Source organism: Mycobacterium sp. E3339, from assembly GCF_001666915.1.
Classification (GTDB): domain Bacteria; phylum Actinomycetota; class Actinomycetes; order Mycobacteriales; family Mycobacteriaceae; genus Mycobacterium.
This window is the reverse complement of sequence record NZ_LZIZ01000009.1, coordinates 1-12,364: the sequence shown is the minus strand read 5'-3', so window position 1 is coordinate 12,364 and position 12,364 is coordinate 1. Positions and strand designations below refer to the sequence as shown.

15 protein-coding genes are annotated in these 12,364 nt (G+C 66.4%); 5 read left to right on the top strand and 10 right to left on the bottom strand.

Annotated elements, in window-relative coordinates; genetic code table 11:
* Positions 1 to 235 precede the first annotated feature (235 nt).
* Positions 236 to 682, top strand: coding sequence for an SRPBCC family protein (locus A5702_RS00305; protein WP_068217275.1), 447 nt, complete (start codon positions 236 to 238; stop codon positions 680 to 682).
* Positions 666 to 1,214 (top strand): TetR/AcrR family transcriptional regulator, encoded by a 549-nt coding sequence (locus tag A5702_RS00300; RefSeq protein ID WP_068217273.1) that lies wholly within the window; start codon positions 666 to 668, stop codon positions 1,212 to 1,214. The genes A5702_RS00305 and A5702_RS00300 overlap by 17 nt, the downstream gene beginning before the upstream one ends.
* On the opposite strand, the gene A5702_RS00295 is transcribed toward A5702_RS00300, so the two are convergent.
* Positions 1,189 to 1,758, bottom strand: a complete 570-nt coding sequence (locus A5702_RS00295) for a TetR/AcrR family transcriptional regulator (protein ID WP_055403993.1) — start codon at positions 1,756 to 1,758, stop codon at positions 1,189 to 1,191. The two genes, A5702_RS00300 and A5702_RS00295, sit on opposite strands and share 26 nt — an antisense overlap.
* 102 nt (positions 1,759 to 1,860) lie before the next feature.
* Between A5702_RS00295 and A5702_RS00290 the strand changes: the two genes are divergently transcribed.
* A complete protein-coding gene (locus A5702_RS00290) occupies positions 1,861 to 2,769 on the top strand; it encodes an SDR family oxidoreductase (RefSeq protein WP_068217269.1) in 909 nt (302 codons plus the stop codon).
* On the opposite strand, the gene A5702_RS00285 is transcribed toward A5702_RS00290, so the two are convergent.
* The 8 genes from A5702_RS00285 to A5702_RS00250 all read right to left on the bottom strand — a co-directional run bounded on the left by A5702_RS00285 (position 2,754) and on the right by A5702_RS00250 (position 10,174).
* A complete protein-coding gene (locus A5702_RS00285; RefSeq protein WP_055403355.1) occupies positions 2,754 to 3,212 on the bottom strand; it encodes a universal stress protein in 459 nt (152 codons plus the stop codon). The two genes, A5702_RS00290 and A5702_RS00285, sit on opposite strands and share 16 nt — an antisense overlap.
* A gap of 38 nt (positions 3,213 to 3,250) precedes the next feature.
* Positions 3,251 to 4,795: an NAD(P)/FAD-dependent oxidoreductase gene (locus tag A5702_RS00280; protein WP_068217314.1), complete on the bottom strand. Its 1,545-nt coding sequence runs from the start codon at positions 4,793 to 4,795 to the stop codon at positions 3,251 to 3,253.
* Positions 4,796 to 4,864: 69 nt separating this feature from the next.
* On the bottom strand, positions 4,865 to 5,599 hold the full coding sequence (locus A5702_RS00275; protein WP_067823662.1) for a TetR/AcrR family transcriptional regulator: 735 nt from the start codon (positions 5,597 to 5,599) through the stop codon (positions 4,865 to 4,867).
* Positions 5,600 to 5,656: 57 nt separating this feature from the next.
* Positions 5,657 to 6,178 carry a hypothetical protein gene (locus tag A5702_RS00270; RefSeq protein ID WP_068217266.1) on the bottom strand — a complete coding sequence of 174 codons (522 nt, stop codon included), beginning with the start codon at positions 6,176 to 6,178 and terminating at the stop codon, positions 5,657 to 5,659.
* A 22-nt stretch (positions 6,179 to 6,200) separates the two neighbouring features.
* Positions 6,201 to 8,366, bottom strand: coding sequence for a class 1b ribonucleoside-diphosphate reductase subunit alpha (nrdE, locus tag A5702_RS00265; RefSeq protein WP_055403353.1), 2,166 nt, complete (start codon positions 8,364 to 8,366; stop codon positions 6,201 to 6,203).
* A complete protein-coding gene (gene nrdI / locus A5702_RS00260) occupies positions 8,336 to 8,788 on the bottom strand; it encodes a class Ib ribonucleoside-diphosphate reductase assembly flavoprotein NrdI (protein ID WP_068217263.1) in 453 nt (150 codons plus the stop codon). Before nrdI ends, nrdE begins: the two co-directional genes overlap by 31 nt.
* Positions 8,789 to 8,832: 44 nt before the next feature.
* The gene (locus A5702_RS00255; protein ID WP_055403351.1) at positions 8,833 to 9,072 is read right to left on the bottom strand and encodes a redoxin NrdH; all 240 of its coding nucleotides are present in this window, start codon (positions 9,070 to 9,072) and stop codon (positions 8,833 to 8,835) included.
* Between the two features lie 508 nt (positions 9,073 to 9,580).
* Positions 9,581 to 10,174, bottom strand: coding sequence for an NAD(P)H-dependent oxidoreductase (locus A5702_RS00250; RefSeq protein WP_082459855.1), 594 nt, complete (start codon positions 10,172 to 10,174; stop codon positions 9,581 to 9,583).
* A gap of 60 nt (positions 10,175 to 10,234) precedes the next feature.
* Here A5702_RS00250 and A5702_RS00245 point away from each other — a divergent pair, with 60 nt between their 5' ends.
* Both A5702_RS00245 and A5702_RS00240 read left to right on the top strand, forming a co-directional pair.
* Positions 10,235 to 10,849, top strand: coding sequence for a TetR/AcrR family transcriptional regulator (locus tag A5702_RS00245; RefSeq protein WP_055403350.1), 615 nt, complete (start codon positions 10,235 to 10,237; stop codon positions 10,847 to 10,849).
* 3 nt (positions 10,850 to 10,852) lie between these two features.
* A complete protein-coding gene (locus tag A5702_RS00240; protein ID WP_068217262.1) occupies positions 10,853 to 11,896 on the top strand; it encodes a DNA polymerase IV in 1,044 nt (347 codons plus the stop codon).
* Here the strand turns inward: A5702_RS00240 and A5702_RS00235 are convergent.
* A partial coding sequence (locus A5702_RS00235) for an SDR family NAD(P)-dependent oxidoreductase (RefSeq protein ID WP_156669421.1) occupies positions 11,831 to 12,364 on the bottom strand: 534 nt, incomplete at its 5' end. The two genes, A5702_RS00240 and A5702_RS00235, sit on opposite strands and share 66 nt — an antisense overlap.

The following is a 12,364-nucleotide window of genomic DNA, read 5'->3' as shown; positions in this document are numbered from 1 at the left end:
GTCGACTAGAACTCAAACACTACCCCTGGGGTACGACAAGGGAGCGGAACACAAGACGTTGTGTTTGCGTGTCGTGCGTCGGCCGCTCGTCGAGCGTGCACTGACGGCGAAGAACCGGCGAAATTTGCGCCGCCAGTTCACGCTCGGTGGCCCCGCCGGCGGTCCGATCAGTCTTCGGCCCGCCCCGCGCGGTGAAGGCCTTGCCAAGCGTCACTTTGGATGTACCATTTGGTACATGTTTACCGAAGACAGTGTCGAGATCGATGCACCGCCGCAGCTCGTGTGGGACGTCTTCAGCGACGTCGAGCGCTGGCCCGAGTGGACCGCGTCGGTGACGTCGCTGGTCGGACGGGACGGGCACGCGCTCGAGGTCGGCAGGCGGTTCGCGATCAAGCAGCCCGGCATGGCGAAGCTGATCTGGAAAGTCACCGAGATCGATCCGGGCGCCTCCTGGACCTGGGTGCAACGCTCCCCCGGCGTCCTGGTGAGCGCCCGGCACTTCGTGACCGGATTGCCCGGCGGCCGCACCCTGGTGCGCCAGCAGCTGGATCAGCGCGGCGTGCTCGGCGCGCTGGTCGGTCGGCTGATGGTCAACAAGACCAAGCGATTCCTCGAGCTCGAGGCTCAGGGACTCAAGGCCCGGTCTGAGCAGCTCAGCCGCGCCGATGGCACGCACTCCTGACGCGCAGCGGCGCCGCGAACTACTGGAAAGGCTGTTCGAGGAGTTCGCCGCGAACGGCATCGGCAACCGTTCGTTGCGCGAGGTGGCCGCCGCGGTCGGCACCAGTCATCGGATGTTGTTGCACCACTTCGGGTCTCGCGAAGACCTGTTGATCGCGATCGTCGAGGAGGCCGAGCGCCGCCAGATGGCATTGGTGCCCGGGTTACCCATGGACCCGGCCGAGGGCTTCGCCGCGATGTGGGCCGACCTTCGCCGCCCCGAGCTGCGCCAGTTGGAGCGCCTCTTCTTCGAGTGCTATTCGCGCGCCGCCCAGGGCGAAAAGCCGTTCACGCGAATGATTCCCGGCGCAGTCGACGGCTGGCTGCGTGAGGTCGAGTCGGCCGCCGCCGGCGTGCCCTACGACGGCGCGATGGCACGGCTCGGGCTGGCGGTCACGCGTGGCTTGCTGTTGGACCTGGTGGCCACCGACGACGAAGCCGGCGTGGACGCGGCCGCGCAGGCGTTCATCACGCTCTTGGCAACACCGAGATGAGGGTGTCCACAAGCTCCTCGGCGTTGGTGTGCCACTTGTCCAGATCCATGTGCCCGCTCAAATCCAGACCCGTGATCCCGTGGGCACTGGTCAACAGCAGCGCGCCGTAACGCCGCGCCTGCTCGGGACCGGTGATGCGGCCCACGATGTCGAGGAACAGATCCTGCGCGCGTTCGGCCGCCCGCATCGCGTCGGTCGGGTCCCCCGGCGGAGGGGTGAACATCAGCCGATACAGATGCGGCCGGGCACGGCCGAGCCCGATCAGCGAAAGCAGGCCGGAGCGCAACGACTCCTCGGGCGCATCGTCACTGGCCACCAAAACCTCGAGCAGATCCCCCAATTCGCTCAGCGCGTTGGTGGCCACGACGGCGAGTAGCGATTCCTTGTCGGCGAAGTGGCGATACGCCGCGGACCGCGAAACACCGGCCCGCGCCCCCACCTCCCGCAGCGTCACCGCCTCGACCCCGCCGAGGTCCAGCAGGGCGCCCGCGGCCTCGAGCAGCGAACGGCGGGTGGCCGCGGCGCTTTCCGCGCGTGTCGTCACCCGCCGAGCATAAGCCCGGGTTTGAGTTGACAATGTCAACTTGAAGGCCTAGCTTCAGTTGACAACGTCAACTCAAGTGCCGCACCCCGGACGGAGACCACCATGAATTCCTCCAATCGCATCGATCGCCGGGAGCTGATCGTAGTCACCGGCGCCTCCACGGGCATGGGTGCGGCGACCGCGAAGGAGTTGGCGCGCAGGGGTTTCCACGTCCTTGCCGGTGTCCGTCGCGACGCCGACGCCGACGCGCTGCGCGCCGAAGGCATCGAACCGCTCATCCTCGACATCACCGTCGAGCCGGACGTGGCCGCCCTGGCCGATCGTGTCGCGAATGATCCGCTGCGTCGCCCCCTTCGCGCGCTCGTCAACAACGCCGGCATCGCGATCAACGCTCCGGTGGAGACGTTGCCGATGGCGCAGTGGCGCAAGCAATTCGAGGTCAACCTGTTCGGACACATCGCGATGACGCAGGCGCTGCTGCCGGCCCTGTTAGCCAGCAAAGGCACCGTCGTGAACATAAGTTCCGTCGGCGGCAAGGTCGTCTTGCCGACCTACGGCGCATACGCCGGTTCCAAGTTCGCTCTCGAGGCGGTCAGCGATGCCCTGCGCCGCGAGATCGGCCATCTCGGCGTCAGGGTCGTCGTCGTCGAACCCGGCGCGGTCAAAACCGAAATGGCCGAGCGGGGAATCGCCACCGCGGAGGCACTGATGGCCGACATGACCCCTGTCCAGCTCGCGCGTTACGACGCGCTCGCAGGAGCCGTCACCGCCCAAGCCCGATCGTTCGGCGAGGACGGCGTCCCGGCTGATCACGCCGCCAAGGTGATCGTGAAGGCCGCCACCGCATCTCGCCCCCGCACCCGCTACACCATCGGACGCGACGCCGCGATCCTGGTGCGCGTCAGCCGGCTGGTCTCCGACCGGGTCTTGGATCGCATTGTGCGCCTGAGCCTTCGGTCCTTCGCAAAAGGCGCGCAGTCGAGCGACTTCGCCGATCAGTCGATGGTGTAGACGATCAGCACGTCGGTCTTGGCCCGGCGGGAGACTTCGGATGGGACCGATCCCAGCAGTCGCCCGGCGACGCTGCTGAGCCCGACGTTGCCGACCACGAGCAGGTCGGCCTCGATCTCCTCGGCGAGCTGCACCAGCGCATTGATGGGAGGACCGACGATCGGCTTCTCCTCCACGTCCGTGGCCCCGGCCTGGTGCGCCCGTTCCCTGGCGTTCTGCAGGATCGCGAAGAAAGGGGCCTCGCCCACCGTCCGGTAATCCTGACCGTGGTCGCTTCCCGGAGGGATGGCGTAGCGGCCCTTTTCCACGGGCACGGGGAGATGCGCGGTAGCGACGATCAATTTCGCGCCGTGATGCGCAGCGATCGCGGCGGCTCGGTCCACCGCACGCAGCGAGGAATCCGAGCCATCGGTGCCGACCACGACGATCTGATAGGCGCTCATTGCCCTCCCAGTGTAAGGCCCGGCAGGCCAGGTGATGCCTACCCGGCGGGGCTCAGATTCTTTTGATCGGTTGTCCCGAAGAACCGGTACTCCTCCGGCTTGACCCCGCGGGTGGCCCGCCAGTACTGCCACGTGTAGCCGCCCCACAGCACGGTGTTCCTGCCGTGCTCGTCGAGATACCAGCTGGCGCAGCCACCGGTGTTCCACACGGACTGCGAAAGCTTTTGTTGCAGTTCATCATTGAAGCGGTCCTGCGCGGCACGGGTGGGCGCCAGCGCCTGCGCGCCCCTCTTGTCGCAGGTCTTGATCGCGTCGGCGACGTAGTGGATCTGCGATTCGATCATGAACACCACGGAGTTGTGCCCGAGCCCGGTGTTGGGTCCGAGTAGGAAGAACAGGTTCGGTACGTCGGCGACGGTGATGCCGCGGTGCGCGCCGATGCCCTCGCGGTTCCAGCGGTCGACCAGGTCCTCGCCGTGCCGACCCTTGACCTGGACGTAGGTGTAGGAGTCGGTGACGTGGAAGCCGGTGGCGTAGACGATGACGTCCGCCTGGTGTTCGGTGCCGTCGGCGGTGACGATCCCGTCGGGCGTGATGCGGCTGATGGGATCGGTGATCAGTTGGGTCTTGGGGTCCGCGACCGCGCCGTAATAGGTGGAGGAGTTCAGGATTCGCTTGCACCCGATGCGGTAATGCGGCGTCAGTTTGCGGCGCAGCTCGCGGTCCTTCACCGAGCGGCGAATGTTGTATTTGCAGTAGGCCTCGATGAACTTCAGCGCGTTGGGCCGCTTGGTCATCCCGAAGGCCAGCGCCTCCTGGGCCCAGTAGATCCCCAGACGCGTCAGCGCGCGCAGCCCGGGGACGTTTTCCATGGCCCGCCGCAGGGCCGGCGGGATATCGGGGTTGGACCGCGGCACCACCCACGGCGGGGTGCGCTGGTAGAGCTGCAACTCGGCGACCTGCCCGACGATCTCGGGCACGATCTGGATCGCGCTGGCGCCGGTGCCGATGATCGCGACCCGCTTGCCGGTCAGGTCGACGCTGTGGTCCCATTCCGCGGAATGGAAAGCGGGACCGGCGAATTCGTGCCGACCCTCGATTTCGGGGAACGACGGGATGTGCAGCGCGCCCGCGCCGGAGATGAGGAACTGGGCGACGTACTCACGGCCGTCGGCGGTGAACACATGCCAACGGTTCTCGTCGTCGTCCCAGTGAGCACGGTCCACCAGGGAGTTGAACACGATGTAGCGGCGCAGCCCGTACTTGTCGGTGACGCCCTTGAGGTAGTCCCAGATCTCAGGCTGGTAGGAGAACGGGTTCTTCCAGTCCGGCTTGGGCTCGAATGAGAACGAATACAGGTGCGACGGGATATCGCAGGCGCAGCCGGGGTAGCTGTTGTCGCGCCAGGTCCCCCCGATGTCGCCGGCCTTTTCCAGGATGACGAAGTCTTGCCCACTGAAGCCCTGCTTTTGCAGGGCGATCGCCATGCCGAGGCCGGAGAAGCCGGTCCCGATGATGATGGCTCGCGTGTGGACGGGCTGGTGTGCGGTTGTCGGCTCGTCTTGTGTCACGACGTCGGTCACGGTGGATCGGTCTTCCTGTTGGTTCACGAAAAATACCCGGTACCCAGGGTATCGGATGCTGTCAACGCCTCAGCTCGCCGCCGGATTGCTGGGCACCACGCTGTGTACCGGCCGGTCGGGATCCATCGAGATGCCGAGCGCCTCGGCGGTGCCGACGATGACACCCACCATGATCGTCGTCAGGTGGGCGACAAACTGCTCGCGCGGCATGCGCCGGGCGCTTTGCGGGTCGGGGCCCAGCCACCATTCGGTGGCCGAGGCGGCCGAGCCGAAGGCCGCGTGCGCGGCCAGCTCGAACGCCGCGTGGTCGAGTTCCATTTCGCGCAGCTCGTCGTCGAACAGGTCGGCCATCGCCAACGTGATCCCCCGGCCCTCGTTGAGGATCTGCGGGCTGGCCGCCGAGCGGCCCTGGATGAACACCCGCAGCACGTTGGGGTGCTGGTCGACCAGGCCCACGTATTCCTCGACGCTGCGACGGATCACCTCGCGCGCCGAGTCGGTCTTGAGGTTCACCGCAGGGAAGATCGCCGTCCAGAGCATGTCGCGCAGGCGTTCGCCGATGGCCTGGAACAGGTCGGACTTGTCGTGGAAATGGCGGTAGATCTTCGGCTTGGCCGTGCCGGCCTCCTCGGCGATCTCCCGCACGCTCAGGTCCGGGCCCAGCCGGTCGATGGCGCGGAAGGCCGCGTCCACGATTTCGCCGCGCACCTTCTTGCGGTGTTCGCGCCAACGCTCGCTGCGCGCGTCGACCTTGACCCCCGGCGGCTTCACGCCGGGGTGAGGTGGTCGGGAGGGTCGAGGCATTTTCACCACATCAAGCACCATACCGCGTAGGCCCCGCTGACCTGGGCAGACTCCGCCTCACCAGCGCAGCATCGGAAACGGCCGGCGTGGGTGAGAGGCAGCGTAGCCGAGCAGGCCGCGTGCCAGGAAGGCGTGGAATCCCAGGTACGGCAGTTCGGTCACCACGCCGTTGACGAGGGATCGCGGCAGGGGCCCGCGCAGGAGCCCACGACTGACGTCGACGCGGTCGGCGATGCGAAACGTCTCGATCATCGGGTCGGCAACGGCGCGCAGCTTGTGGTGACAGGTGATCATCGTGCGCGCGTCGCCGACTTCGGCGATGCCGAACTCGCCGGCCAGGCTCGACGCGAGGTCGGCCGAGGGCTCCAAGTAATCGAAGGTGCCCGCCGTCCAGATGCCCAGGTCGTGCACCGCCCACGCGAGCGCCGCCCAGTCGGGCAACGGGACACCGCGCAGCGCTTGGTGATAGGTCAGTCCCCGATAGACGTGATTTCGGTAGACGGGAAGGTCGGCCCCCAGCGCGTCCTCGTAACGCCGCAGCGCGGCGTCGACGATCGGATGGGCGGTGACCGCGCTCACCGGAGACTTCCCTCGTGCGCTCCTACAGCATGCAGGAGACGCAGCCCTCGACCTCGGTGCCCTCGAGCGCCATCTGCCGCAGCCGGATGTAGTAGAGCGTCTTGATGCCCTTACGCCAGGCGTAGATCTGCGCCTTGTTCACGTCGCGGGTGGTGGCGGTGTCCTTGAAGAACAGCGTCAGGCTCAGCCCCTGGTCCACGTGCTGGGTGGCCGCGGCGTAGGTGTCGATGACCTTCTCATAGCCGATCTCGTAGGCGTCCTGGAAGTACTCCAGGTTGTCGTTGGTCATGTAGGGCGCCGGGTAGTAGACGCGGCCGATCTTGCCTTCCTTGCGGATCTCCACCTTGCTCGCGATCGGGTGGATCGAGCTGGTCGAGTGGTTGATGTAGGAGATCGACCCCGTCGGCGGGACGGCCTGCAGGTTCTGGTTGTAGATGCCGTGCTCGCGCACCGACTCCTTCAGCCGCTTCCAGTCGTCCTGGGTGGGTATGCGAATGTCCGCGTCGGCGAAGAGCTGACGCACCTTGTCGGTCTGCGGCTCCCACACCTGGTCGATGTACTTGTCGAAGAACTCACCCGAGGCGTACTTCGACCGCTCGAAACCGCCGAAGGCCCTACCCCGTTCGATCGCGATGCGATTCGACGCCCGCAGCGCGTGGTACAGCACGCAGTAGAAGTAGATGTTGGTGAAGTCGATGCCTTCCTCGGACCCGTAGAAGATGCGCTCGCGCGCCAGATAGCCGTGCAGGTTCATCTGCCCCAGCCCGATCGCGTGGGACTCGTTGTTGCCCTGCTCGATCGAGGGCACCGAGGTGATGTGCGTCTGGTCGCTCACCGCGGTCAGCGCGCGGATCGCCACCTCGATGGTCTGCGCGAAGTCCGGCGAATCCATCGCCTTGGCGATGTTCAGCGAACCGAGGTTGCACGAAATGTCCTTGCCCACCTTGGAATACGACAGGTCGTCGTTGAACTCCGACGGCGTGGACACCTGCAGGATCTCCGAGCACAGGTTCGAGTGCGTGATCTTGCCCTCGATCGGGTTGGCCCGGTTCACCGTGTCCTCGAACATGATGTAGGGGTAACCGGACTCGAACTGCAACTCGGCCAGGGTCTGGAAGAACTCCCGCGCCTTGATCTTCGTCTTGCGGATGCGCGCGTCGTCGACCATCTCGTAGTACTTCTCCGTCACCGAGATGTCGGCGAACGGCACGCCGTAGACCCGCTCGACGTCGTACGGCGAGAACAGGTACATGTCCTCGTTCTTCTTGGCCAGCTCGAAGGTGATGTCGGGAATCACGACGCCCAGCGAGAGCGTCTTGATCCGGATCTTCTCGTCGGCGTTCTCCCGCTTGGTGTCCAGGAAACGGTAGATGTCCGGGTGGTGCGCGTGCAGGTACACCGCGCCGGCGCCCTGGCGCGCGCCCAGCTGGTTGGCGTAGGAGAACGAATCCTCCAGCAGCTTCATGATCGGGATGACGCCCGAGGACTGGTTCTCGATGTTCTTGATCGGTGCCCCGTGCTCGCGAATGTTGCTCAGCAGCAACGCAACCCCACCGCCGCGCTTGGACAGCTGCAGCGCGGAGTTGATCGAGCGGCCGATCGACTCCATGTTGTCCTCGATGCGCAGCAGGAAGCAGCTCACCGGCTCGCCGCGCTGCTTCTTGCCCGAGTTCAGAAACGTCGGGGTGGCCGGCTGGAAGCGGCCGTCGATGATCTCGTCGACCAGCTTCTCGGCCAGCCCGGTGTCGCCGGCGGCCAGCGTCAACGCCACCATCACCACGCGGTCCTCGAAGCGCTCCAGGTAGCGCTTGCCGTCGAACGTCTTCAGCGTGTAGGAGGTGTAGTACTTGAACGCGCCGAGGAACGTCGGGAACCGGAACTTCTTGGCGTAGGCGCGGTCCAGCAGCTCCTTGACGAAGTTGCGCGAGTACTGGTCGAGAACCTCACGCTCGTAATAGTTCTCGCGGATCAGGTAGTCGAGCTTCTCATCCTGGTTGTGGAAGAAGACGGTGTTCTGGTTGACGTGCTGCAGGAAGTACTGCCGCGCCGCCAGCACGTCTTTGTCGAACTGGATCTTGCCGTCTGCGTCGTACAGATTCAGCATGGCGTTCAGCGCGTGGTAGTCCGTTTCACCGGGCAACGCGTGCGCGCCGGAGGTTACAGGCTCTGCAGTGACGGTTGGTGGCACGTCTGTTCCTTCCAGAAGTCAGCCAGGCCCGCGCGAACGGCGTCCACGTCGTCCGGGGTTCCCATCAGTTCGAAGCGGTAAAGGTAGGGCACGCCGCATTTGCGCGAGATCACGTTGCCCGCGTAGGCGAATTCGGCGCCGAAGTTGTTGTTGCCCGCGGCGATGACGCCGCGGATCAACGACCGGTTCTGCTCGCTGTTCAAGAATGCGATGACCTGCTTGGGCACGTAGCCACCGGCGTTGAGGTCCGGGGTGGCGCGGCCGCCGCCGTACGTGGGCAGGATCAGCACGTACGGCTCGTCGACCTCGATGCGGCCATGCAGCGGTATCCGCGTGGCGGGAACACCCAGCTTCTCCACGAAGCGGTGGGTGTTCTCCGACACGGAGGAGAAATAGACCAGGTTGCGTTGCGTGCTATCCATGACACCGCAACCTCCTTCGTTACCTAACGTCCGTCGCTAAACACTCAAGCGCTGAGCGCCGCCTCCGATAGGGCCTTGATGCGGTCCGGCCGGAAACCCGACCAGTGGTCGTTGCCGGCCACCACCACGGGGGCCTGCAGGTAGCCAAGCGCCATCACGTAGTCGCGCGCCTCGTTGTCCAGCGTGATGTCGACCTTCTCGTAGCCGATGCCCTGCTTGTCGAGGGCCTTGAACGTGGCGCTGCACTGCACGCATGCCGGCTTGGTGTACACGGTGATGCTCATGGAAGCCGCTCCTTTGCGGAAGGTGGGACCTGTAACGGACTGGCAACTACTCGGTACTACGTCTTCGCTGTGTTACAGCGGGCCGTCAAGCCCCCACATTCCCGTCCTGCGGCCGCCCAGCGTCGAATGACCTGGTGAGCCGATTTCGGGTGGTGAACCAGGCCCCGGTCGGCCTGGTGAACCTGGGATCTGCCGGTGCTCGAAACACTACACCTAGTGGCTGACAAGATGTCGAGATACAACATGTTCGGAATAACATTTCTGAAATTCGCTGGTCGCAGGGCCTCCGCAAGACACGCGCCCGGCGTGTCGCAGGTCACATTTCCACCGAAGGCGCCCATGCGAATGGTTGTATCACCGGACACCGACAACTCCCGGCGGCGCCGGTGCCTCCCGACCGCCCCGGGCCGCCACCAGCAAAGCCGCCAGCCGGGGGCTGGCGGCTTCTGCTATGCGATTGCGGCAACCTGGCTGGTCGCCCGGCGGGCGGCTTGTCGACTTCCGCCAATCAGCCGACTTCGGCGGCCAGCTTTCCGATGACATCGCGCACATTGCCCGGGAGCTCGGCGTGCTCCGCGGGCGCCTTGCCCTCCAGGGTCTTGAACGGCACCGAGAGTTTGAGCGAGTCGACCACCCGGGCCCCGGCGATCCCGAACGACTTACGGGTCTCGTCGTGCGCCCACACGCCGCCGTACTGGCCGAAGGATCCCCCGATGACGGCCAGCGGCTTGCCCTTCAGCGCGCCGTTGCCGAACGGGCGGGACAGCCAGTCGATCGCGTTCTTGATGACGGCCGGGATACTGCCGTTGTATTCCGGGGTGACCACGAGCGCGGCGTCAGACTGGGCCGCGGCGGTGCGCAGCGCCGTCACCGGGCCCAGCGGCGGCGCGTCGGCGTTCATCGCGTCGTCGATTTCCTCGTTGTAGAACGGCAGCTCCCCCAGCCCGTCGAACACCGTCACGGTGACACCGTCGGGAGCGATGTCCGCCGCCAACTCCGCGATCTGACGATTGATCGACGCGGAGCGCAGGCTCCCCACTAGCGCCAAAACCTTGATGTTGTCCGCCACCGTCGTAGTTTCCCTTCGCTTGTTGGTTTCCATCCTCGCACGCTAGAACCGGACTATGGTCCGTTTCTATTCCCGCCGCGTTAAAGTACTGGGGTGAGCACTATCGAGCGGCTCGGCGACATGCCCGTCTGGGCACCCCAAGCGCCCGTGCCGGAACGGGGTGACGCGGCGCGCAACCGCGCCCTCCTCGTGGACGCGGCCCGGCGCCTGGTCGCCGAGCGCGGCGCCGACGCGGTCACCATGGACGACGTCGCCGCCGCCGCCGGCGTCGGCAAGGGCACCTTGTTTCGCCGGTTCGGCAGCCGCGCCGGCCTGATGATGGTGCTGCTCGACGAGGACGAGCGAGCCAGCCAGCAGGCTTTCATCTTCGGGCCGCCACCGCTGGGACCCGACGCCACGCCGATGGAGCGGCTGGTGGCCTTCGGCCGGGAACGGATCGGCTTCGCCCACGCCCATCGCGACCTGCTGGCCGAGGCCCACCGCGATCCGCAGACGCGCTACAGCGCGCCCGTCTTGGTGCATCACACCCATATCCGGGTGTTGCTGCAGGCGGCGAACACCACCGGTGATCTCGACGTCCAGACCGACGCCCTGCTGGCCCTGCTGCACGTCAACTATGTGGAACATCAGCTCAACGAGGGCGGTCATACCCTTCAATCCCTGGGCGACGCGTGGGAAAGCCTGGCGCGCAAGCTTTGTGGGCGATAGCCGATGACGGAGCCGACGCCCAGCTGGGTCCTGCACGTCGACCTCGATCAGTTTCTGGCATCGGTGGAGTTGCGCCGCCACCCCGAGCTGACCGGGCTGCCGGTCATCGTCGGCGGCAGCGGCGATCCGACCGAACCGCGCAAGGTGGTCACCTGCGCCTCGTATGAGGCCCGGGAATTCGGCGTGCACGCGGGGATGCCGTTGCGGACGGCCGCGCGCCGCTGCCCCGAGGCGACGTTTCTGCCGTCGGACGCGCCCGCCTACGACGCGGCGTCCGACGAGGTGATGGGGTTGCTGCGCGACCTGGGACACCCGGTCGAGGTGTGGGGCTGGGACGAGGCGTACGTCGGGGTGACGGGCGCCGATCCGGCCGAAGTGGCCGAACAGATCCGAACCGTCATCTCGTCGGAAACTCACTTGTCCTGCTCGGTGGGAATCAGTGACAACAAACAGCGCGCCAAGGTCGCGACCGGCTTCGCCAAACCGGCGGGCATCTTCGCCCTCACCGACGCGAATTGGATGACCCTGATGGCGGACCGCCCGGTCGACGCGCTTTGGGGCGTGGGCCCCAAGACGGCGAAAAAGCTTGCAGCGCTGGGGATATCGACGGTGTGGGAGCTCGCGCACAGCGATGCCGAGCTGCTGACCGCAACGTTCGGCCCACGCACCGGCCTCTGGCTGCTGCTACTGGCCAAGGGCGGCGGTGACGCGCGAGTCAGCGCCGAGCCGTGGCTCCCACGCTCGCGCAGCCACGTCGTCACCTTCCCGCGTGACCTCACCGACCGCGCCGAAATGAATTCGGCCATCACGCAATTGGCCGAGCAGGCGCTGGCGGACGTGCTCGCGTCGGGCCGGATCGTGACCCGGGTCGCGGTGACCGTGCGAACCGCGACCTTCTACACCCGCACCAAGATTCGCAAGCTGGACGCACCGACCACCGATCGCGACACCATCGTCGCCGCGGCGCTGCGCGTCCTGGACCTATTCGAGCTCGACCGCTCGATTCGGCTGCTCGGGGTGCGCCTCGAGCTGGCCATGCCGGGCTAGCGGCGCGGGGGCGGGCCGCAACGCGCGGCTGAACACCACGTTGACCTGGCGCATGGCCACGCTGTAGGGCCACCACGCCAGCCGCTTGAACGCGTACAGCGCCCGGATGTCGGGCGAGGTGTAGATCAGGTAGCGGTTCTTGGCGACGCCGGCCAAGATCTTCGCGGCGGCCTTCTCCGGCGAGACGGCGTGGCCGCTGAACCGGTTCACCCAGCGGGCCACCTTCGGATCTTCGCGGTCCACGCCGGCGATCTCCACGGTTTGCACCAGAGGCGTGTTCACCGCGCCCGGCACCACGACCGAGACCCCGATGCGGTGGCGGGCCAGATCGAAGCGCAACACCTCCGACAGCCCGCGCAAGCCGTACTTGCTCGCGCTGTAGGCGGCATGCCAGGGCAGCGCGACCAACCCGGCCGCCGAGGACACGTTCACCAGGTGCCCGCCGTTGCGGGCCGCCACCATCGCCGG